The organism is Shinella fusca (assembly GCF_014203155.1).
Lineage (GTDB): Bacteria > Pseudomonadota > Alphaproteobacteria > Rhizobiales > Rhizobiaceae > Shinella > Shinella fusca.
Genome location: NZ_JACHIK010000007.1, coordinates 1 through 21,974, shown reverse-complemented (window position 1 = coordinate 21,974; position 21,974 = coordinate 1). Strand labels below are relative to the sequence as shown.

Below are 21,974 nucleotides of genomic sequence, written 5' to 3'. Positions count from 1 at the left end.
GCCCGGCCGTTCCGCCGGGCTTCGTTCTCTCAGAACTCGGTCCATTCCTGCGCGACCGCGGCATTGCCCGCCGACGCCATGCGGACGGCCGTCTGGCGCGTGGGCTGGGCCATGCTGCGCGCCACCTGGCGGAGCGCCGCGGCCGGGGCTGTTTCGTTGCCGAGGCGGAACTGGGCGACGAGCTCGCGGAGCTTTGCCGCCTCGTTGGCGAGGGTCGCGGAGGCCGCGTTGGATTCCTCGACCATCGCCGCATTCTGCTGCGTCGTCTGGTCCATGGCGTTGACCGCTTGGTTGACTTCGGAAAGGCCCGTCGACTGTTCCTTCGCCGAGATGACGATCGCATCCATGTGCGTGTTCATCTCGGCGATGAAGCCGCCGATCGTCCGCAGCGCGCCGCCGGCCTGCCGCACGAGCTCGACGCCGCCGGAGACCTGGTTCGTCGAATTCTGGATGAGCTGCTTGATCTCCTTGGCGGCGTTCGCCGAGCGCTGGGCAAGCTCGCGCACTTCCTGCGCGACGACGGCAAAGCCCTTGCCGGCTTCCCCGGCACGTGCCGCTTCCACGCCGGCATTCAGCGCCAGAAGGTTCGTCTGGAAGGCGATCTCGTCGATCACGCCGATGATGTTGGAGATCTGCTGCGCGCTCTCCTCGATCTTGCGCATCGCGTCCTCGGCCCTGGAGACGACCTCGGAGGATTCCGTTGCCGATACGTTGGCGCGGCTTGCGACCTCGCGGGCCTCTTCCGTCCGCCTGGTGGAATTGACCACGTTGGACGTGATCTCCTCGACGGCGGCCGCGGTCTCCTCGAGCGAGGCGGCCTGCTGTTCGGTGCGGCGCGACAGGTCGTCGGCGCCGGCCGCGATCTCCCGGGTGCCCGATTCCATGGCGGAGATGCTGCCGGCGATGGCCGAGAGCGTCGAGCCGAGCTGGGCGACCGAGCGGTTGAAGTCGTGGCGCAGCGTCTCGAAATCCGCTGCGAAAGCCTCGTCGAGCTGGAAGGAGAGGTCGCCGGAGGCGAGCCGCTGCAGGCCGTCCGCAAGGCCCGACGTCGCGATCCGCAGCCGCTCGGCGGCTTCCGTCTCGGCGCGGTCCTGGGCGGCGAGGCGGTCGGCCTCGGCGCGGCGGCGGTTCTCGTCGGCCTCGGCCTCGAGGCGGCGGTTGGCGAGCGCCGATTCCTTGAAGACCTCCGTCGTCGCGGCGATGCGGCCGATCTCGTCGGTGCCGACATAGACGGTCGGCACGTCGAGATCGCCTTCCGCAAGGCGCTGCATCGTGCCGGCGAGCAGCATCAGCGGGCGGGCGGCATAAAGATGGTTGAGGATGCCGAGCACGACCGCGACGACCGCAACGAGGATGGGCACGATCAGGCTGATCGTCTCGACCGAGGAGAGCGCAGCCTGCTGGTCGGCCGAGGCAACGTCGGCCCGCTTCTGCAGGCTGCCGATCAATGCCGCCAGCTTGCCGTTGAATTCGCCGACGCGGGTGGTGCCCTCGCCGGTCGCTTCGATGGCGCGGGCAAGCTCGACCGTCATCGGGTCGCGCATCAGGACGATCTGGCGGTTGACGAACTCGTCGCGCCAGGCCGCGGCGATGGCCGCCGTCTCCTTGAGCGCGGCTACCTGGTCCGGCGCCGTCTTGGCGAATTCCGCCGTAAGCTCGCTCGCCTTGGTGTCGATCTTGGCGCTTTCGCTTTCGTAGAGCGAGACGAAGTCGCGGTTGCCGGTCAGGAGGAAGTTCTTGTAGGCGAGATCGGCTTCCGAGACGGCATCCGACAGATGGCCCGTATCGTCGATCAGGGCGCCGATGGCGAGATTGGCCTCGACCAGATGCGTGGCCGTCGTCGAGCGCATGTAGATCAGGCCGCAGGCGGCGGTCGCGATGATCGTGAGCGTCGCGAAGGCGGCAAAGCCCTTCAGGCTGACGGAGATATTGTTCAACAGGGACATGTCTATGCTCCTCGACACCCTCTGCGCCATACCGCGGCCTTGCGAGGGATTCGGTTGTTCCAGGCCCGGGCGGGCGCTCACGCGCCGGTTTCGGCGCGCCGGGCGAGTTCCGTCAGGTTGAGTTCGACCGTCGCCGCGCCGATGGACTTGCCGTCCGTGTCGGTCACGGTGAAGTTCACCTGCCCGCGCCAGACCTTCATCTCGTCGTCGAATTCCGGCTCGTCGATGAAGACGGCGTCGGGGGCGACGTCATAGGTCTTCTGGAACTTGGCTTCGTCGCCCTGCCAGAAGTCGCTGGTGATCGAGCTCTGCCCGACATTGAGGCCGTTCTGGTCCATGATGAAGATCTCGGCATAAAGGCCGAGCGAGCGTCCCTGCATGCGCGAAAGATAGATGGAGAGCGGATTGGAGAGCGTTGCCGCGATCAGCGGCTTGTCCTCGCTCTCGCGCTCCTTGACCCATTGCTTGTCGAGCGTGTCGATCGTCGCCTGGTCGAGCTTCGACAGCCGCTTGTTCTGGGTGGCGATCGAGATGCGGACGATGTCGCTCTCGATCCACGTCCGCATCTGCTTGATGACCTCGGGCGTGACGAGCTTTAGGATATCGGGTTTCGCAGGTTCGGCCGCAGCAACGGCGCCCGAGAGCGCAAGAGCACTGGCGGCGGTGAGAAGCAGTCGGCCAAGCAGCATGATGATCTCCTTATAGTATGACTAAGTGCAGGCCGAACACTTTAGGAACAGTTAACGCTAAACCCTAATTTAGCGACCGTAACTTGACTTTCGACAATTCGCATGCAGCGCCCCGGCGCTTTGGAGAGCCGAAACGGGCGGAGGTGATTGTCATACAATGAAGGGTCGAGCCCTGGTTTCCAGCGTACAGGAGGTCATGGCCTTTACCCGAAGGGAGGCTTTGGTTACAGCAAACGCGCCGCCGGGGCGAAGCCGCCGGCGGCGCGTTCAGGGTGAGACGGCGGGGCGCGTCCGATCAGTTGAGCGGGATCGCGTTTCCGTCCTTGCTCGCCTGGTAGACGACAGAGAGGTCTTCGTACTTCAACCGGATCGCCTCGGCGCGATCCTTGAACTGCTCGCGCCGCGGCTCGGGAAGGCCGTCGACCAGAGCTTTCATCGAGCGGCCCTTCCAGAAGGCATTCGTGCGGTTGTAGCCGCCGGGCTCCAGCGTGAAGACCTCCTTCAGGATCTTCAGGTCGTGCGGGATGGCGAAGGCGTCGCGGGAATCCTCATGGCTGAAGAAATAGAAGAAATTGTCGAAACCTGCCCAGGTGATGGCCGACAGGCACATCGAGCAGGGTTCATGGGTCGACAGAAAGATGAGGTCCTTCGTATCCGGCCGGTCGCATTGCGGGATCTCGTAGAACCGCTTCAGGGTGTGAACCTCCCCGTGCCAAAGCGGGTTCTCCGTCTCGTTGTTCGTCTCGGCGAGGACGAGCGAGAGATCGGACTTGCGCAGCAGCGCCGCGCCGAAGACCTTGTTGCCCGCGGCAACGCCGGCCTCGGTCACGGGAATGATATTCTCCATCGCATCGAACAGGGCATCGAGCAGGCGTTTGGTTTCGGTTTCTTCCGACATTTTGTCTCCTTGGACGTCGCGGGAAAGGATGGCCGGATCGAGAGCCAGCTCGACCCGGGCCGTGTGGTTAAGATGAAAGCCTCAGTGGGCGGCTTCCGGGATCATCGGGATCTCAAGGCCCTTCGCGTCGTAGAGCTTGCCGTTCAGGAAATAGTCGCCGTCGTGCAGACGCGCGATGTCCTGGTAGCGGATCGTCCGTTCGGCCGCCGCGGCGAACACGGACGGCTGATCGGAATTGCCGGCCCTCAGATGATTGAACAGGAGGTTGAGAGCGATCGCCATCAGCGCCGCGGAGCTGATGCCGGAATGGAAGATCGTCGCGACCCAGGCCGGGAATTGCTCGTAGAAGCCCGGCGAGGCGATCGGGATCATGCCGAAGCCGATCGAGGTCGCGACGATCACCAGGTTCATGTTGTTGTTGTAATCGACCTTGGACAGCGTGCGGATGCCGCTGGCCGCCACCGTGCCGAAAAGCACGATCCCGGCCCCGCCCAGGACGGCGCTCGGCACCGCCGCGACCACGCGGCCCATCACCGGCAGCAGGCCGAGAGCGACCAGGAAGAGACCGCCGGTCGCCACGACATAGCGGCTCTTCACTCCCGTCACGGCGACCAGGCCGACATTCTGGGCAAAGGCGCTCTGGGTGAAGGAGCCGAAGAAGGGAGCGACGATGCTGGAGAGCATGTCGGCGCGCAGACCGTCCCCGAGCCGCCGGGCGTCGACTTTCGTCCCGACGATCTCGCCGACGGCGAGGATATCCGCCGAGGTCTCGACCAGTGTCACCATGATCACGATGAACATGGAGATGATGGCGGCGATCTCGAAGGTGGGGTAGCCGAAGTGGAAGAGCGCGGGCGCGGCGAAGAACGGGCCGTTCGCAACCTGCGAGAAGTCGGTCATGCCGAGCACGTAGGCGATGCCCGTGCCGATGATGAGCGCAAGCAGGATGGACAACCGCGAGATCGAGGCGCTGCCGAGCTTGCTGAGCAGCAGCACGATGGTGAGCGTCACCGCCGCAAGCTGGATATTGGCTGTACTGCCGAAATCGGGCGCGCTGCTGTTGCCGCCCATCGCCCAGAATGCCGCGACCGGCATCAATGTCAGGCCGATGGTGGTGATGACGATGCCGGTGACGAGCGGGGGGAAGAAGCGGGTGATCTTCGAGAAGACCGGCGTGATCAGGAGGCCGATCACCGAGGCGGCGATGACCGCCCCGAGGATGGCCGGAATGCCGCCATTGCCCGAGATCGCGATCATCGTCGCGACGCCGGAGAACGAGACGCCCTGCACCAACGGCAGGCGGCTGCCGAAGAACGGCACGCCGATCGTCTGCAGGATGGTGGCAAGGCCCCCCGCGAAGAGCGAGGCCGTGACCAGGAGACCGATCCCGCCGGTGTCCAGCCCGGCCGCCTGCCCGAGAATGAGCGGAACGGCGACGATGCCTCCATACATCGTCAGGACATGCTGCAGCCCATAGGCCAGGTTGGCGCCTATGCCGAGCTTTTCGTCCTCCGGGCATGCGTTGGCTGCAATTTCCTCGTCTGCATGTGCCAAGGTAAACTCCTCCCTACCTTGCAAGCGTTTCGCTTGGATTGCGCCCCTCTCCATCAGGCGTGCGGCATGGCCATCGGGGCATATGCCCATGCCGGAGCCGAGCTCATGCCTGGAACGGATAACGTGGCCGGATGCGCCCGGCAGCGGGCGTGCGGGAGACCGGCTGCCCCATCGCAATGGCGACTTGGCCGCAGCCAACGCGACAGCAACGGAAGAGCCGAAGCCGCACGGAACGAATATTCCGGGCGTACTCGACGCAAAATTGTTCAGGAAGGAGAATATTTTCCCTCATACCCCACCAGCTCCATAGTTGAACCGACATTTCCGTCAGTTTCGCCAGGACCCTGTTCCAGGAGTTGCGAACTCCGGATCGTCATCAACATGCGTTGAACGGGGCATTCTCGTCAGGTTGGCACCTACGTTATGATCAAACTGCATTCAGTTCGGGAAATCTGTCAAGCGGGCGCGAGCGCTGCATTGGCTTCTGGCGCTTGCCTCGGCATTCGCATCCTCGATCCGCAAAAGCCCGGCGTTCAAGAAAATGCAGGCAAAACAGGCTTTCCGGCACTTCATCGCGGCCTGTCGCATCCGAGATTTTCTCGCAAAGCGCACAACACCTTTTCAGGAGGGAACGAATATCAGCGGCGGGTATGGTCGAACGTCGGCCCATCCGCCCACGCTTTGGGGCAAGGAGCCGGCGGCTGTCGGACGGTGTTGTCCCTTGCCGCCGGCCCCCAGAAGGCCTTACCGTCTGTAGCGAAGGCGCTCCTTCTCGATCTCGGCCGGGCCGTAGGGATCGAGCGTGTCGTCGAAGCGGGTCCATCCCTCTTCGGCATAGACTGCACGGCGAGCGTCCGGATCGACCCAGCTCGACTGGCGCAGGATCGCCTCGGCTTCGGCATAAAGGCCGTCATCGACGCGCGCCGTGACGAGCGTGCCGCCGCGGCGAACCCCCTCGGCATAGACATGGGCATGCTCTTCGGGGACGCCGGATTCCGTCATCGCCCCGATCAGGCCGCCCGCCGCGCCGCCGGCGACAGCGCCGGCTGCGGCGCCTGCCGCGGTGGCCGCCAGCCAGCCCGCCGCCACAACCGGGCCGACGCCCGGGATCGCCATGATGCCGAGGCCTGTAAGGAGGCCGCCGACACCGCCGACGGCTGCACCGATGCCGGCACCCGTGCCCGCCCCTTCGGCGGCATTGGTGTCCCTGGTGTAGCGGTCGTCTGCATTGTTCGACACGATGCTGATCTCGCTCGACGGCACACCGCGCGCCTCGAGCGCGCTGACTGCCGAACGTGCGTCCGAGTAATCGTCAAAAAGGCCGGTTACGGTTTTCATGGAAGTTCCTCCGATTGTATCAGTTGGCGACGATGTTGCCCTGGTAGTCGAGCGCGACATTGACGGTCTTGCCGTCCTTCATCGCGGTGCCGCGCCAGACGCCCTTGTCGTCGAGCTTCAAGCCGGCGACGTCGGCGTAGCCGGCCTCGACGATCCGCTCGCGGGCCTGATCCTCGGTGAAGCTGTTGGCGCCCTCGACGGGGGCCGTTGCGTTCTTGCTGTCCGGAGTGGCGACAGCCGGCGTGTCGCCGTCGGTGGCGGGCGCGGTGGCGGTCTGAGCATAGGCGCCAAGGGTCGATGCGCCGACGAGCGCGGCGGCAAACAGAAGTTTTTTCATGATGTTATCCTCGTTCAAGCCGGGTGGCTCGGCGGAAAACCACGATCGCGACGATAAGTTCCCTCGCTCGTCGATCGATTTTCCCAAACCTCTTCCGAAGCGATCCGCCATATCCGCTGTCGACACGGGATTTACGGCGGCCATGAACTGCGAAGAATATCATTGACTAGGAAACTTATTATAAGTAGTTTCCCAGTCAATTATATGGAGAACCGCCTTGAATGCCTCACGACTGACCGATCACACCGGGTACTGGATGCGGATGGTATCGAACGCAGTGTCGCAGGAGTTTGCGCGGAAGGTGGCTGGCCAGGATGTTACGGTCGCCGAGTGGTCGTTCATGCGGGCACTCTACGATTTAGAGCCAGTGCCCCCGTCGGTCCTCGCCGAGAAGATGGGTATGACCAAAGGTGCGATCAGCAAACTTGCGGAGCGATTGCTGGCGAAGGGATTGGTCGTGCGGACGGAAAACAAGGATGACAAGCGCGCCCACAGCCTGTCCCTGACGAACGAGGGCCGGGACAAAATCCCGGTCCTTGCAGCGCTTGCCGATGAGAACGATGCGGAGTTCTTTGATACCCTGACGAGGGAAGAACACGAAACCCTCAACCGAATTCTGAAGATACTCGCCGAGCGGCGCGGGCTTGACGCAACGCCGGTGGACTGAGAACCGCCCTATTTCAACCTTGACATGAAAGGAACCGCCATGGACGCGGAACGGATTTCCATTGCCAAAATCTGTCTGGATGCTGCCTACGACGGAAGACTGAGCTTTCCGGAGACGGTCGAAAAACTAATCGCTGCCGGCTTCGAGGGCTACGCCGTCGACTTCCGTCGCAATAGCCGGACTTGCTATCTGCCGGATGGTGACAGCATCGTCCTGGACATGCCTCCTTCATCCGGGAGGGTCGCCCCTGCGTTCGATGCCAACAAGGTCGAAGTCCTCATACGGTGGGCCCAGGCAAACCCCGCCGACTACGGCTATGCCGCCTTCTGCGAGAAGGTCAAGGCGACCGGCTGCGCGGGTTACATGGTCTCCTTTACGGGCCGCCGCGTGGTCTATTTCGGCCGCACCGCGGAGATTCATGTCGAACACTTCCCGGCGCGCAACGAGAGTTGACTGCTGTCCAATCACGGTCGATCTCTCAACACCGAGAGACCTGTCGCGCGATCGAAAGCATGCAGGCTTTCTGCCGGCACCGAGAAGGCGACCGTCATGCCCGTCTTCGGCCGGTTGCTGGCCGGCACGAGGGCGCCGATCTCCACGCCGCCGACGCGGAAGGAAACCAGCGCGTTGTCGCCATGGAACTCAACGAGATCGATGAGCCCCGAGAGGATGTTTTCCCTTCCTTCGGCGTTACCGGATATCGACAGCGACGACGGCCGCACACCGAGCGTCAGGGCCTGGCCTTCCCTGATGTCGAAGCGCTCACGGCCGACGCGGAAGCGAAGACCATCCCCTTCAAGCAACCAAGCCTCGCCGTCGTTGCGAGCCGTAACATCCAGGAAATTCATGTTCGGCGTGCCGATGAAGCCGGCGACGAAGAGCGTACGGGGCCGCTGGTAGATTTCCGTCGGCGTGCCGGCCTGTTCGATGGCTCCGCCCTTCATCAGCACAATGCGGTCGGCCAGTGTCATGGCTTCGAGCTGATCGTGCGTGACATAGATGGTGGTAGTCTTGAGGCTCTGGTGCAGTCGGGCGATCTCGACACGCATATGGTTGCGCAGCTTGGCGTCGAGATTGGACAACGGCTCGTCGAACAGGAAGACGCGCGGCGTCTTGATCATGGCGCGGGCGATGGCCACGCGCTGCTGCTGGCCGCCCGAAAGCTCGGTCGGCTTGCGAGCAAGGTAGGGCTCCAGCCCCAGCGTGCCGGCGACGGCCCTAACACGGTTATCGATCTCCGCCTTCTCGACCTTCATGCGCTTCAGGCCGAAGGCGATGTTGTCGTAGATCGTCATATGCGGATAGAGCGCATAATTCTGGAAGACCATCGCAACGCCGCGGTCGCGCGGTTCGAGGTCGTTGACGGTGCGCCCGGCAATGGAAACCTCGCCACCCGAGATTTCCTCGAGCCCGGCGATCATGCGCAGGAGCGTGGATTTTCCGCAGCCGGAGGGCCCAAGGAAGACCACGAATTCGTGATCCGCGATTTCCAGGTTGAAGTCCTTGATGACAGTAATGGCGCCATAGGCCTTGTCAATGTGGGAGCAGACGATGTTGGCCATGCTCAGTTCTCCTCCTGCACGCGGATTTGCAGTTTCACGTCAGTCGGTCGCGCCTCGACCGCCCGCTCGAAGGCTGCGATACTGTTCTCGAAGGAATAGGTGCCCGTGATCAGCGGCTTCAGGTCGACCTTGCCGGAGGCGATGAGTTCGAGCGCCCGGTGGAAGACGTTGGCATAGCGGAACACGGTCTCAATGCGCACTTCCCTGGAGATGGCCCCGGGCACGTCGAAGCGCACGGCATCCACCGGCAGGCCGACCAGAACGACCGCGCCGCCCGGCCTCACGAGGTCGAAAAGCCCGTCAAAGGCCTTTGCGCTACCGCTGGCTTCGAACACCACGTCAGCGCCCCAGCCCGCTGTCGCCGCCGCGACAGCGGCGGAAAACGCGGTCTCGTTCAGGTTGACCGCCTCAATGCCGGGATAGGCGGCGGCGATCGCCAGCTTCTCCGTGGAAAAATCCGAGAGCAGCACCCGGCTGCAGCCGCCGGCAAGGGCCGCCAACGACACCATGATGCCGATCGGCCCCGCGCCGATGACGGCCGCGACATCGCCCGGCACGATGCGGGCACGGGTGGCAGCCTGCATGCCGATGGCGAAGGGCTCGACCATCGCGCCTTCTGCGAAGGACACACTATCCGGCAGGCGGTAGGTGAAGGCGGCGGGATGCACGGCATGAGGGGCCAGAATACCGTGCACGGGCGGGGTCGCCCAGAAGCGGACCGCCGGGTCAACATTGTAGAGGCCGAGCTTGGAGGCACGCGAGGCGAGATCGGGGATGCCCGGCTCCATGCAGACGCGGTCGCCGACCGAAAGCGAGCGGACATTCTCGCCGATCTCGACGACGGTGCCGGCCGCTTCGTGGCCGAGCACCATGGGTGCGTGCAGCACATAGGGGCCGATGGCGCCATGGGTATAATAGTGCACGTCGCTGCCGCAGATGCCGACCGTATGTATCGCGATCTTCACATCGTCGGGACCGACGGCCAGTGGGAGATCGATATCGCGAAGGGCAAGCACGCCCTTCTCTTCGAGAACCAAGGCCTGCATGGAGATATGTCCTGTCATCAATTGCTCTTGCGCCTGAACGCATTGTTGAGGAGCCCGCTCAGGATACCGATGAGCAGGAGCGGCGGGATGGAAAGCAGCACGACGGAGGCATTGAGGATGCCCCAAGGCACGTCGCGGCCGAGCTGGGTGAGTTCCGAGGCGACGATCGGCAGCGTCTTGGCATCCGAGGTCGTCAGCATCAGTGCGATCAGGAATTCGTTCCAGACCAGCACGAAGGCGAAGGCGACGGCACCGATGAGGGAGCGCATGGCAATCGGCAACGCAATCAGCAAGAACACCGCATAAGGGCCGTAGCCGTCGACGCGCGCGGCCTCCTCCACCTCCTTCGGCACGCGGGCGAAAGCGGGAACGCCGAGCCAGATGACGGTCGCGAGCGTCAGGAGAGTATAGGTGGCGATCAGCGCCGTCAGGGTGTCGTAGAAGCCGAGATCGAGCCAGATCACCATGAGCGGGATCGCTACGGCCACCGGCGGCAGGAAACGCAGCGACAGAACGAAGAACTGGATGTCGGCCGACCAGCGGTTCGGATAGCGGGCGATCGCATAGGCGGCCGGCAGGCCGAGCAGCGCACCGATCAGCACCGAGCCGCCGGCGGCGAGCAGGGAATTGACGAGGCCCGCGGCAACGCTTTCCCGGCCGAGCACATAGGCGAAATTGTCGAGCGTCGGCGTAAAGATGAAGAGCGGCGTCGGCGTGACGATATCCACACGGTTCTTGAAGGCGTTGATCGCCGTCCAGACCATGGGGAAGACGGCGGAGAAGGCCGCGAGATAGAGCACGGTCTTGCCGAGGATACGCGAGACGGTCATGGCTTTACCCTCTTCCAGATCACCGTGAAGATGACGGTCGTCGCCAGCATCATCAGCACCGCCATGCCGGAGGCGTAGGAGATGCGGCCGGATTCAATGAAGCCCTGCGAGAAGGCGTACATGTCGAGCGTTTCCGTCGTGATGCCGGGGCCGCCGCGGGTCATGACGTAGATGAGGTCGAAGGCGCGCAGCGACTCGATCATCTTGATGAAGGTGAGCGAGATGAGCGGCGCCTTCAGCATGGGAAGCGCGACGTAGAGATAGATCTCCCAAGGACGCGCATGATCGAGGCGCGCGGCCTCGAAGGGTTGTGGCGGCAGGGTTTCCAGGAGCTTCAGCACGATGACGGCGAAGAACAAGCCCCATTGCCACACGTCTACCAGCGCCACGGTCATCAGTGCCGTCGCGGGGTTGGAAAGCAGGTCGAGCGGCTGGCCGGTGATCGCCTTGTAGGGATAGGTAACGATGCCGTAGAGCGGATGGAAGGCGAACTTCCAGACGAAGGCCGCCGATACGCGCGGCAGAATGACCGGTACAAGGAAGACTAACGTCAGCACCGCCCGCTGGCGCGCCGAGGCGAATTCGAAGAGCAGGATGCCGAGCGCGACGGCGACGAGAAGCGTCAGCGTGACGGTGACAAGCTCCCAGGTCAGTGACACGCCTACGGCGTTGACGAAGCGGCGGTCCGAGAAGAGATCGATATAATTGGCAAGGCCGACGAAGCTGCCGTCGGGCCGGCTGAGCTCGCGGTTGCGGAAGGAAATGTAGACGGCATAGGCTGTCGGCACGAAGGCGAGCGCCGCGAGGATGAGCAGCGGCGGCGCCAGGAAGATGGTGGGCAGACGGGTTCTTGATGTCATGGATCTTTCCTCGGGAGCGCGCGGCCGCCGCCTCGGGAGTGCGATGGCGGCCGCGCGGTTCGAAGGCTACTGGCTGCGGGCAACGAGGTCCTTGGCGAAGCCTTCGAGTTCGGCAAGGCCATCCTTGATGTCCGTGCGAGAACCGGCGATCAGCTCTTCCAAGATGATGCCCCAGCGGTCGCCGAGATCGGGCCAGAGCGGGCTCTGCCAAAAGTTGACGGCCGTGACCTTGCCCGTGTCAGCCAGCGCCTGACCGAGATCGGGGCCGTAGAGCTTGGCGAAGGTCTCACTAGTCATGATGCTGGTGCGGTTCAGCTCGCTGAATTGGTTGGCCTCCAGGCGTCGCTGCTCATTCTCCTTTGACGTCGCCCAAGCGATGAACAGGCCGGCGCAGGCCTTCGATGCCTCATCCGCATTGGCCTTCGTGCCGATGGCGAGACCGTGGCCGTAACCGCCGCCGGTAAGCGGCGTCGGGGGCGGCAGATAGCCGACCTTGCCGGCAACCTGCGAGGATTTGGGATCGATCGCCATGCCAACGAGCGGTGTGGATTCGACCAGCATTGCGACCTGACCGGAGGTGAAGGCGCCGACCGATTCATCCCATCCGCCGGTCTGCGTGCCGGGTGCGGAATACTTGAAAAGCTCCAGGTAGGTTTCCGTCGCCTTGACGGCGGCCTCGCTGTTGAATTTCGGTTCGTTGCCGTCGAACCACTCGCCGCCAAATCCCTTGAAGTAGGGCATCCAGCGCCAGACATTGGCGCCCGAGCCACGCTGGCCGCGCAGCGCAATGCCATAAATCCCCTTGTCCGGCTGATGCAGTTTCTTCACGGCGTCCTTCATCTCGTCGAGCGTCGTCGGCGGCTTGATGCCTGCGGCCTCGAGCAGGTCCTTCCGGTAAACGAGCAAGTCGCCGCCGCCTGTCAGCGGCGCGAACCATGCCTTGCCGTCATAGGTCGCGACCTTCTGGCGACCGGGATCGAAATCGGCATAGTCGTATTCGGCGGGGTAGTAATCCATCAGCGGCGCGATCCAGCCGGCCGATGCGAAGAGCGCGACGTTCGCCTCGTCGATGTAGTAAACGTTGTATTTACCGATGGTCGAGGCATCCGCCTTGGTCTTCGCGCGGCGGTCGTTCTCGTTGAGATAGTCGATTTCGAAGGATGCGCCGCCGGAGAGCTTGGCGAACTCGTCCTTGTAGTTTTCCAGGAGCGTCAGGCCGTCGCGCGGCTGGGCAAGCACGCGGATCGTGCCGGAGCACTCGGCGGCCAGCACAACGGACGAGACGGAACTGGCAAGAAGGCATGCGTAGGCGATGCTCGAAACGAGCGTCTTCACGGATGTCATGGGTGAACCTCCCTCAAGGTATCTTTGGCCGGCGCGGCACGACCTCCTCGTGGCCGGCACCGATCTGTCAGCGAGTATCTTCGCTAAAACGCATACTATGCGTGGGAGTTGTGGAAACTAGCGTGTCTGTTGCAGCCAATCTATACTTTAATGCGAACCACTATGTTGCATTGCAAAAAATACGGACTATCTGCGCAAGGTTTCATCGATGGCAGGATGATCGTCGCGTTGCGCACGGCGCTGCGGCGTGAGCCGTCGATAGGCGGACGGCGTCATGCGGTGCTGGCGCAGGAATGTCCGGTTGAAGTTGGATATGTTCATGTAGCCGACCTCGAAGCAGATATCGGTGATCGGCATGTCGGTTTCGGCCAGAAGCTTGCAAGCCTGCCAGATGCGCAGCTTGTTGACATGGTCGGTAAAGGTGTTGCCGGTGTTCTTCTTGAAGAAGCGGGAAAAGGCGCTTTCGCTCATGCCGGCAAGGTCGGCGACATCTGACAGGCGGATATCGGTCGCGAAATTACGATAGATGAAGACGAGCGCGCGCTGGAGCGCATCGAGCGTTTCGGCATCGAGCTTCGGTGAATATTCCGGCGAGGACAGCACCTCGTACTCCGCCGAGCTGGCCAGAAGATCGAGCAGTTGCAGGAAAAGCGCCAGACGCGCAACACCCTTTTTTGCTCCCATGCGCTCGATGATATCCGCGCCCTTTATCAACGTCTCGCCGTTGAAGACGAGTCCCCGCTGGGCACGGGCGAAGAAATCCCCGAGCTGCGCAAATTCCGGCAGAAGCCGTGTCGCCTCGCGGATGCGGTCGGGGTGGAACTGCACGACGAGATCTCGCCCCTCGATGACCTCGCCGGGCGGCATCATCGTCACCCAGTCATGCGGCAGGTCCGAACCGATCACGGTGAGATAGGTCGCCGAAAAAGGGCCGATATAGTCGCCGACAAAGGCGACGCCCGCCCCCTTGCGGATCAGGTGAATTTCGAATTCGGGATGGAAGTTCCAGACATTGCGCTCCCACGGATAATCATCGAGGCGCCAGAGAAAACTTTCGTCGATGCCGGTGATGATGTGCTCGAAGGCCGGTGGACTTGAGGAGAACGGTCCTGCTCGCGGCTCCGCCCCGGCCTTTTGTCCACGCATTTTGGCGAGAGTGGTCAAGTTCTGCTCCTGCAAGGTCAAACGCCGGGTAAAGCACGTCTCAAGCCATTGTCTGGGCTACCCTCAGGGCCTTGATGTTCGCCGTCACGCCCTCCAACGTGCGTTTACTGTATGCGCCCGCCTTCGACAGATTCAAGCGACATTAGGGGCATTTTCACCTGCGCGGGGATCGAACGGCTTGCCTCCTCAGTTGAGGGCCGTGCATGCGCCGCAGTTGTCGCCCATCAAGCGCGATCGTATGTGAACGATGTCAGCAGCGTCGTGACGAAGTTGCTCGCCTTGTCTTTGACAAGCACTTCCGTCCATTCATTCGTCCCGCGCAGTCGCAGGTCGGAATAAATGCTGTCGACTGCAGCCGCTTCGATGCGCTTGATATTCGCCAGAAAGGTCGCCTCTCCGTCCGCATGATACATGTCGCGGATCACCATCCGCAGGATTTCCTGGATTGCGATCTGCCAGGCCGTGTTGATTGCCTGGAGTTCGCCAGAGATTTCGGGCATGGGAGGCTCCCTGGGATATGACAGTTATTCGGTAGCGAGCCGCAGAGCCACTCCGGTCCGTCCGGATGTCCGAAACTCGGGCACCAGAGCCCGATGGCCTTGGGTTGGCGGAGCGCCGATCGCGTTGCTGCAAATCAGGTCGACTTGGCCCGTTTGGCGATGAGAGAGGCGGTCGCCGCCTCGCGGTCGTTCAATTCCTTCGCAAGGCGGGCTTCGCGAAGTCTCCGGGTCTTTTCCTCGCGGGCCAGAGTAAGCGAATCGAGTTCCTCGACAGCGCTGTTACGGGCGAAGAATTGCGACTGGGCATTGGCGAAAGCAATCTCCGCCTGCTGGCGGGATTTGCTGTGTGTCTGTGACATGGTCTTTTCCGGATTGGGCGCCGCAGGATATCGCGGCAACAAAAAAGGCCAGGCGATCCGCCTGACCTTGCTGGTATCATGCTCTCAACAGTGCCAGTACATCCGTGGTCAACGGAGAGCGGATACCGGGATGATTCAGGCGGCCTGAAGGTTGCAGGCCGACATCTTGCCCGACTTGTTGTCGCGCTCCAGTTCGTAACCGATCTTCTGGCCTTCGACGAGCTCGCGCATTCCGGCGCGCTCCACGGCCGAGATGTGAACGAACGCATCGGCGCCGCCATTGTCAGGCTGAATGAAGCCGAAGCCCTTGGTGGAATTGAACCATTTAACTGTGCCAGTGGTCATGATGAACCCTTTCATAGCAATAAGAGGACCACAACGCTCGCGGCGCTGCGGACGGTGATAGCGATTTTTGAAAGAAAAGGTTCGTTCAGGGCACGGTGTCAGACGCGCGATAACCAAAGCTAAGCAAGCAAATATCGACAATCTACATATAGGTCTTCTCTATCGGGATGTCAACTTTTAGTTTTCGCCTTGCGATATTCTCAGCATTTGGTTGCAGTCCGTATATCCTTTTCACAACCGAAGCTACTTGAAATTCACAGCGCGCGCATCGCCCTAACCGCTGATCACGGCTCGGCGGATGACATTTCCCCCGCGAGGTTCGCGCGTTCGCGCGGCATGCCGAAGCCGGTGTCGGGGGCAAGGCCCGCGGCGGGCCGGCTCTCGATCATGTGCAGGTTCCGCCAGTTGCCGAAGCGGTAATAGGCTGCGGCCAGCAGCAGGGAGGTGATCGAGCCGGCAGGGAAGCTCCACCACAGCGCGTCCTGGCCGAGCACGCTCCGCAATGCGTAGGCGAAGGTCGTGCGCACCAACAGCACGGAGATGACCAGAATGATGAGCGGCGGCATGACGGCGCCGGTCGCCCGCACCGTGGCGAAGAGGACGATGGTGATGCCGAACAGGATGAAGGACCAGGAGGCGGCGTTGTTTATGTGGATGGCGATATCGATGGCGGCGCTGTCTCCTGTCAGGAAAAGGCCGAGCACCGCCCTGTCGAACAGGTACAGGGCCACGACCAGCACGCCCGTCAGCACGAGATTGAAACCGACGCCGGCAGCGGTGATCCGGCCGATCCGGTCCCATCGGCCCGCGCCGACATTCTGCGCGGCCATGGAAGAAACCGCAGCCCCCACCGCCAGGGCCGGCATCTGGACATAGGTCCACAGCTGGGCGGCGATGCCGTAGGCGGCCGCGACCTGCGAGCCGTAGGTGTTCACGAGCCCCATCACCGTCAGCGCCGCCGCGGAGATCACGATCATCTGCAGGCCCATGGGGACCCCCTTGACGACGACAAGGCGCAGGAGCGTCGCGTCGGGCCGCAGCAGCGCAAGGTCTTCGCCGGCAAGCCGCAGCGGATGCCGGCGCGCATAGAGCAGGGCCAGGATCGAAACGGCGCTGACGGTCTGCCCGATGAGCGTGGAGGTGGCCGACCCGGCGATGCCCATTTTCGGAAACGGACCGATCCCGTCGATGAGCAACGGGTTCAGCACGACGTCGAGGAAGACGGCGAGCGCCATGAAAACGAAAGGCGTGCGCGAATCGCCCGCGCCGCGCAACACGGTCATGACGAAGGCGAGCAGGTTCATCACCGGCACCGCGAGGAAGATGATGCGCAGATAGGATCGGGCCAGCGGAAGGGCATCGGCGGGCGTTCCGAGCAGGGTGAGGATCGCATCGACCCAGATCCAGCCGCAAACCGCGAACAGCACCGAGATGGCCAGGAAGAACGTGGCGCTGGTGCCGACGATACGGCGCGCCTCGGGCAGGTCGTGCGCGCCGACGGACTGGGCCACCAGGATCGTCGCGGCCATGCCGATGCCGAAGACCGTGCCGAGAATGAGAAACAGGACAAGATTGGCGTTGGACGTGGCCGTCAGCGCCGACTCGCCGAGAAACCGCCCCACCCAGATCGCATTGATCGACCCGTTCAGCGATTGCAGGACGTTCGCGCCGAGCACGGGCAGCGCGAAGATGAGCAAGGTGCGCGCAATCGGCCCGGAGGTGAGATCGCGGGTTCGGCTGGGTTTCGCCACGGCATTCTCCATCGCAGGTGAACTGGTTGCCCGGACGTCTATCTACCGCGCCCGCAATTCATGTCCACCCCGTTGTGCACCTGGCGGCGCATGGAGACAGCAGCCGGTATCCGCTCACCGTGGCGTCAGGTCGCGGAAGAACCCTCCAGCCTGACCGGCAATCGCGGTCGTCGCGATAGCCGGTCAGGCTGGACGTGTTTTCATGCCGCTGCTGCGCGCCTCATGTGGCTGACCGTCAGCCAGATGGCGGAGACCAGGAAGTAAAAGGCGCCGAGACCCGCATATCCGGCGACATTCGCGATCGACGGCTCATCGGGCATGCCGGCCTGAGCGATGAAGAAGGCGCCCGCTACTGCCGATTGTCCCCCGCTGAGGATCATTACCCACTGACCACCGTTCGTCTTCCAGCGGCGGACGGCGGCACTTAGCTGCAGCAATCCGGAAAAGATCGCCCATATGCCAAAGACGGCAAGCACCCAGTTCATGCTCACGTTCAGGGCGAAGATGACGATGACGGTCATGAGCGAACTGATTGCGAAATTGAACGCCTGACTGCGGTTCCTTGCCAGTCCGCCGTTTCGCGTGGCATCGATGACGTTCGCCGCGGCATCCCATGCGGGATAGACGGCCAGCAGCAGGGCGGCAACGGCAAACGACTGCCTTCCTGCGACAAGCGCCGCGATGACCCACATAGTGGAGAATGCCGCCCGCACGAAATAATAGCGCTTCAGCCAGTATTCGTTGTCGTTGAAGGTGCCGGGTGTCTGGTTGGTCATTGTATACGTCCTTGTTTTCGGTTGATGGCTGCGGTTCGCCCCTCGCCCGTGAAACGCTCAAATGTAGAAGGCGCGGCCGCCGGGAGGTGTTGTCTCGTCCCAGGCCGGCTTTCCGATACGTACGCTCTCTCCCGAGAGCTTCCGGGATCGCCCGGCGGTGAAGATCCGCCGCCGGCTGGCCTCGCCGCTCGAGGCCAGCCGTGATGGCCGACTGCCGGGCGGCGACCCAGCGCCCGTCGGGATCCGTCAGGATCGAATTCGTCTGGCAGATATCAACGGGGCTCGATGGCGCCGTCGCCGAAACCGGCTCGATCGCGGCTAGTCGCCTCGACACAACGGCCTCCTCCCGGCCTCGCTTGAACATTCGCGAGTGCGCGCCATGGCGGCGATCGGTGTCTTGATCATATTTATCTTCCTACTAGTTGATAGGCAAAGAGAACGCATTTTGCCCACGGGCGACGGCTCGCCCGCGAGATTATTGGATAGCGGTTGCGGACAGGCGCTGTAGGGCCGGATGGAGCACCACAGCAAACATGTCCGGTCGCCCATAGGCGCGCGCCGACAGCATCGCTCCGTGAACGCAGGCGAGGAACGTCTCCGCCTCGACCTCAGGGGGGCTCGACAGGGTCAGGGAACCCGTTACCGCGCCTCGCTCCATGACGGCGGTCAGCCATCTGGAGAGGAAGCGGAAGAAGGCGGTCACTTCCGTCGCGACCTCCGGCGGCAGCGAAGGCAGTTCGCTCGCCAGCATTGCGCAAACGCAGAACGGCCGGCTTGCATCCTCGATGCATTTCGCCCAGTGGTCCGCATATGTCCTGAGGATGTCGAGGGGTTGCCCGCCGCTATTCTCAAGGGCGGCGACGCCGCTTTGGGCGTCTTCCCGATAGCGCAGCACCAGTGTCCGGACAAGATCCGCCTTGGTCGGGAAATGATGGTGGATGCTTGCCTTGCGTATGCCGACGACGTCCGCAATGTCGGCATAGCTGAAGCCATTGTATCCGCCGTTCACGATCAGCGCGCGCGCGGAAGCAAGGATCACGTCGGAGGTGGTCGATAAGTTGCTCATGTGGCCAATCTACCTTCCAGTAGGTAGTCATGTCAAGTGCGACACCCGCGTGGAGACTGCGCGAAAGCAGAGGCGGGAAAACAGCGGCATTCGTCATGCCGCCGGGATTGATCCTAGTCCTGGAAGCCCGTCGACACGATGTCTTCCTTCCAGATCGCAACAGCCTCGCCAAAGGCGGCGAACTTCGCATGGGCGAGCTCGATGACGCGCGCGCTCAGGGGAAGGCGGAGCGGAGGGTTTTCGGAATCGATCGCCTTCATCATCAGCGCAACGCCTTTTTCAGGGTCCCCGAGCTGCCTTCCATCGTTCGTCGCGCGGTAGGTCCGGGCGCCGCCGGCCGAAACCGTGTAGTCGTCGATGACATTCCTTGCGACCGTCATCGAGCGCCCCAGGAATTCCGTCCGGAACGGCCCAGGCTCCACGACGATGACGGCGATGCCCAAGGGCGCGAGTTCCGCGGAGAGAGCATCGGAAAGTCCCTCCACCGCGAACTTCGTCGCATTGTAGTATCCATGCCCGGCGGTTCCCCTCAGGCCGGCGCCTGACGACAGGTTGACGATCCGGCCGCCTTTTTGTCGGCGAAGCAGGGGAAGCGCCGCCCTCGTCATCTCGATCAGCCCGAAGACATTCGTTTCAAACAGCGGACGATATTCGGCGGGCGTGCCTTCCTCGATAGCGCCGATCATGCCGTGGCCGGCATTGTTTACCAGCACATCGAGACGGCCGAACTCTTTCTCCGCGAGGCTTACGGCCCTTTGCGCATCTCCCGCACGGGTCACGTCCAGTTCGACAGCCCTTGCGGTTTGCGGATATTGAGCGGTGAACTCGCCGAGCGAGTCCAAGTTACGCGCCGTGACGACGACACGGTCGCCGCGCGCAAGCGCACGATGCGCCAGGATTTTTCCAAAGCCGCCGGAGCATCCTGTAATCAGCCAGACTTTCATCAAACATCTCCTATATTCGGGATAGGTGCCGGGCCGTCCGTGACGGACGAGCCCGGTCTCCAGGCTTCAGATCTGCTCCAGTCCGCCATCGACCGTCAGTTCGATACCGTTGATATAGCTGGCGTCCTGCGATGCGAGGAAAAGGCCGGCGGCGGCGATCTCGGCCGGCTCGGCCATGTAGCCCAGCGGAACCTCGCGAGCGGTGAAGTCTCTGAGGGCCTGGATCTCGGCCTCTCCCATATTGAGGCCGTTCTTCATGAGGGGGGTAAGCGTGAAGCCCGGGCTCAGCGCGTTGACGCGGATTTTCCGGCCGCGAAGTTCGTTGGCCCAGGTACGCGCGAACGACCTGACAGCGGACTTCGAAGCATTATAGAGGCTCAGCCCCTCCATGCCGTTGTTGGCGCAGATCGATGCCGTCAGCACAAGCGAAGCCCCGTCCTTGACGAGGGGAACCAATGTCTGGACGGTGAAGAAAACGCCTTTGACATTTATATCGAACGTCCTGTCGAAATCCGCTTCGGCCGTGTTGCCGAATTCGTTCTTCTCGCAGATTCCGGCATTCGCGAAGACCGAATCCAGCATATCGCCGCGTTCTTCGATCTCGCCCTTCAGCTTTTCCAGGTCGGAAAGGCTTGAAGCGTCGGACACCACCGGGACGGCCGCGCCGCCGAGCAGAGCGGCGGCCTCGTTCAGCGTGTGGGCCGACCGGCCGGTGATGTAGACCCGCCTGGCCCCTTCGGCGATAAGCCCCCGGGCGATGGAGAAACCGATGCCGGTGGATCCTCCGGTCACCACGGATACGTGATTTTCGAACTTCCTTGACACTATTTTTAATCCCTTTCGAGGTGAGCGGATTCGCGTTTCCGAACCGGCCGTAAGCCAATGATCAGTCTTCGGCCACGACGGCCATTTCGGAACCATTCAGTACCTAATCGGACGGAGCACGCAACGCGCACTCCCCATCCGCATCCTATTTGGAACCATTCAGTTCCCATTTCAAGTAAAATCTTTCCATCCCCTTCACGGGGAGCCCGGCGAATCTCAGGAAAGCAGTTTCATGACGAGATCGACATTCGCGCGCATCTGCTTGCGGGATGATCCCGCCTTGCCGAGCACCCTCATCCCGTTGGCCTGGGAGACGATGAAATGCGCGATTGCCTGAGCGTCCAGATGCTCGTCGAACTCGCCGGCCTTCTGGCCCCGCACGATCGCGTCGGCGAAGAGGTCCTGCAGCCGGCGAAACAAGGAAGCGATGCGCCGGGCGGCCTCGGGATTGGCCGGCAGCATTTCCGTTGCGGTCCCCACCGCGAAACACCCACGCCGTCCCTCATCGCCTGACGACAGATCCGCATAGCGCAGCAAGGCGTTCCGTATGGCGATCACCGGCGAGACGTCGGCTTTCAGGATCTCACGCATGTCTCGAACGGCATCTTCGATATAGATATCCAGGGCACGGAGAAACACGGCTTCCTTGTCGCCAAAGGCCTTGTAGAAACTTCCCCGCGACAGCTCCATGCCGCCGAGCAGATCCGGCAGCGAAGCATCATGATAACCCCGGTCCCAAAAAACGTTCATCGCCTTTCGCGTTACCTCCCCGATATCGAATTCGCGGGGCCTGCCGATGGTAGGAGAAGGGCTTGATGGCTTTTGCATGCCCATAATGTAGACTGAATGGTTTATATATGCAAACGGCTATGCCGCCATTCGGCTGCGGAGCACCTATCGCTGCTATCAAAGGACGTCGATAGTGACATTCAGTGACTGCACAGACGTGGAAAGCGGCCTGGTCGCGAACATTGGCCGTCGCCTCTGTGCGGCGAACAATCAAGCGCGGCGCGTTGGGCACGGAGGCCAAACGCAACAAGCCCCGCGGCTGTTTGGCTGCGGGGCTTGCTGTAAATTTTGGTTGCGGGGGCAGGATTTGAACCTGCGGCCTTCAGGTTATGAGCCTGACGAGCTACCGGGCTGCTCCACCCCGCGTTATGGGTGGTTTTGTGA

General features: G+C 62.6%; 23 protein-coding genes and 1 tRNA gene. 2 read left to right on the top strand and 22 right to left on the bottom strand.

Annotated features, from left to right (window positions below):
• Positions 1-29 precede the first annotated feature (29 nt).
• From HNQ66_RS11715 to HNQ66_RS11690, 6 genes are all read right to left on the bottom strand, one after another.
• Positions 30-1,946, bottom strand: coding sequence for a methyl-accepting chemotaxis protein (locus HNQ66_RS11715; RefSeq protein WP_246434289.1), 1,917 nt, complete (start codon positions 1,944-1,946; stop codon positions 30-32).
• A 77-nt stretch (positions 1,947-2,023) separates the two neighbouring features.
• Positions 2,024-2,635 carry a hypothetical protein gene (locus tag HNQ66_RS11710; RefSeq protein WP_184144325.1) on the bottom strand — a complete coding sequence of 204 codons (612 nt, stop codon included), beginning with the start codon at positions 2,633-2,635 and terminating at the stop codon, positions 2,024-2,026.
• Positions 2,636-2,930: 295 nt separating this feature from the next.
• Positions 2,931-3,533: a deaminase gene (locus HNQ66_RS11705; RefSeq protein ID WP_184144323.1), complete on the bottom strand. Its 603-nt coding sequence runs from the start codon at positions 3,531-3,533 to the stop codon at positions 2,931-2,933.
• Between the two features lie 81 nt (positions 3,534-3,614).
• A complete protein-coding gene (locus HNQ66_RS11700; protein ID WP_184144321.1) occupies positions 3,615-5,141 on the bottom strand; it encodes a nucleobase:cation symporter-2 family protein in 1,527 nt (508 codons plus the stop codon).
• 690 nt (positions 5,142-5,831) lie between these two features.
• Positions 5,832-6,425, bottom strand: coding sequence for a general stress protein (locus HNQ66_RS11695; protein ID WP_184144319.1), 594 nt, complete (start codon positions 6,423-6,425; stop codon positions 5,832-5,834).
• A gap of 19 nt (positions 6,426-6,444) precedes the next feature.
• Positions 6,445-6,762: a PepSY domain-containing protein gene (locus HNQ66_RS11690; RefSeq protein WP_184144316.1), complete on the bottom strand. Its 318-nt coding sequence runs from the start codon at positions 6,760-6,762 to the stop codon at positions 6,445-6,447.
• Positions 6,763-7,018: 256 nt separating this feature from the next.
• Between HNQ66_RS11690 and HNQ66_RS11685 the strand changes: the two genes are divergently transcribed.
• Positions 7,019-7,429 carry a MarR family winged helix-turn-helix transcriptional regulator gene (locus tag HNQ66_RS11685; protein WP_184144537.1) on the top strand — a complete coding sequence of 137 codons (411 nt, stop codon included), beginning with the start codon at positions 7,019-7,021 and terminating at the stop codon, positions 7,427-7,429.
• A 39-nt stretch (positions 7,430-7,468) separates the two neighbouring features.
• On the top strand, positions 7,469-7,882 hold the full coding sequence (locus HNQ66_RS11680; protein ID WP_184144314.1) for a DUF1398 domain-containing protein: 414 nt from the start codon (positions 7,469-7,471) through the stop codon (positions 7,880-7,882).
• Positions 7,883-7,893: 11 nt separating this feature from the next.
• On the opposite strand, the gene HNQ66_RS11675 is transcribed toward HNQ66_RS11680, so the two are convergent.
• From HNQ66_RS11675 to HNQ66_RS11600, 16 genes are all read right to left on the bottom strand, one after another.
• The gene (locus HNQ66_RS11675; RefSeq protein ID WP_184144312.1) at positions 7,894-8,991 is read right to left on the bottom strand and encodes an ABC transporter ATP-binding protein; all 1,098 of its coding nucleotides are present in this window, start codon (positions 8,989-8,991) and stop codon (positions 7,894-7,896) included.
• Between the two features lie 2 nt (positions 8,992-8,993).
• Positions 8,994-10,037 carry an NAD(P)-dependent alcohol dehydrogenase gene (locus HNQ66_RS11670; protein WP_184144310.1) on the bottom strand — a complete coding sequence of 348 codons (1,044 nt, stop codon included), beginning with the start codon at positions 10,035-10,037 and terminating at the stop codon, positions 8,994-8,996.
• Between the two features lie 17 nt (positions 10,038-10,054).
• Positions 10,055-10,867 (bottom strand): carbohydrate ABC transporter permease, encoded by an 813-nt coding sequence (locus HNQ66_RS11665; RefSeq protein WP_184144308.1) that lies wholly within the window; start codon positions 10,865-10,867, stop codon positions 10,055-10,057.
• Positions 10,864-11,727, bottom strand: coding sequence for a carbohydrate ABC transporter permease (locus tag HNQ66_RS11660; RefSeq protein ID WP_184144306.1), 864 nt, complete (start codon positions 11,725-11,727; stop codon positions 10,864-10,866). Before HNQ66_RS11660 ends, HNQ66_RS11665 begins: the two co-directional genes overlap by 4 nt.
• A 66-nt stretch (positions 11,728-11,793) precedes the next feature.
• Positions 11,794-13,071 carry an ABC transporter substrate-binding protein gene (locus HNQ66_RS11655; protein ID WP_184144304.1) on the bottom strand — a complete coding sequence of 426 codons (1,278 nt, stop codon included), beginning with the start codon at positions 13,069-13,071 and terminating at the stop codon, positions 11,794-11,796.
• A 186-nt stretch (positions 13,072-13,257) separates the two neighbouring features.
• Positions 13,258-14,235: an AraC family transcriptional regulator gene (locus HNQ66_RS11650; RefSeq protein ID WP_246434288.1), complete on the bottom strand. Its 978-nt coding sequence runs from the start codon at positions 14,233-14,235 to the stop codon at positions 13,258-13,260.
• Between the two features lie 224 nt (positions 14,236-14,459).
• Complete coding sequence (locus HNQ66_RS11645) at positions 14,460-14,735, bottom strand: hypothetical protein (RefSeq protein ID WP_184144302.1); 276 nt, start codon at positions 14,733-14,735, stop codon at positions 14,460-14,462.
• Between the two features lie 134 nt (positions 14,736-14,869).
• Entirely contained in the window at positions 14,870-15,094 is a 225-nt protein-coding gene (locus HNQ66_RS11640) for a hypothetical protein (RefSeq protein ID WP_184144300.1), read from the bottom strand.
• 135 nt (positions 15,095-15,229) lie between these two features.
• Positions 15,230-15,439: a cold-shock protein gene (locus HNQ66_RS11635; protein WP_109459583.1), complete on the bottom strand. Its 210-nt coding sequence runs from the start codon at positions 15,437-15,439 to the stop codon at positions 15,230-15,232.
• 284 nt (positions 15,440-15,723) lie between these two features.
• Positions 15,724-17,190 (bottom strand): MATE family efflux transporter, encoded by a 1,467-nt coding sequence (locus tag HNQ66_RS11630; protein WP_343059483.1) that lies wholly within the window; start codon positions 17,188-17,190, stop codon positions 15,724-15,726.
• A gap of 200 nt (positions 17,191-17,390) precedes the next feature.
• Positions 17,391-17,966: a DUF308 domain-containing protein gene (locus tag HNQ66_RS11625; RefSeq protein ID WP_184144296.1), complete on the bottom strand. Its 576-nt coding sequence runs from the start codon at positions 17,964-17,966 to the stop codon at positions 17,391-17,393.
• 475 nt (positions 17,967-18,441) lie between these two features.
• Positions 18,442-19,032, bottom strand: a complete 591-nt coding sequence (locus HNQ66_RS11620) for a TetR/AcrR family transcriptional regulator (RefSeq protein WP_184144294.1) — start codon at positions 19,030-19,032, stop codon at positions 18,442-18,444.
• A gap of 113 nt (positions 19,033-19,145) precedes the next feature.
• Positions 19,146-19,976 (bottom strand): oxidoreductase, encoded by an 831-nt coding sequence (locus HNQ66_RS11615; RefSeq protein WP_210308746.1) that lies wholly within the window; start codon positions 19,974-19,976, stop codon positions 19,146-19,148.
• Between the two features lie 66 nt (positions 19,977-20,042).
• Complete coding sequence (locus tag HNQ66_RS11610; RefSeq protein WP_210308745.1) at positions 20,043-20,897, bottom strand: SDR family oxidoreductase; 855 nt, start codon at positions 20,895-20,897, stop codon at positions 20,043-20,045.
• Positions 20,898-21,017: 120 nt separating this feature from the next.
• Positions 21,018-21,551, bottom strand: a complete 534-nt coding sequence (locus HNQ66_RS11605) for a TetR/AcrR family transcriptional regulator (protein WP_184144290.1) — start codon at positions 21,549-21,551, stop codon at positions 21,018-21,020.
• A 328-nt stretch (positions 21,552-21,879) separates the two neighbouring features.
• Positions 21,880-21,956: transfer RNA gene (locus tag HNQ66_RS11600), tRNA-Met, on the bottom strand.
• Between the last annotated feature and the right edge of the window lie 18 nt (positions 21,957-21,974).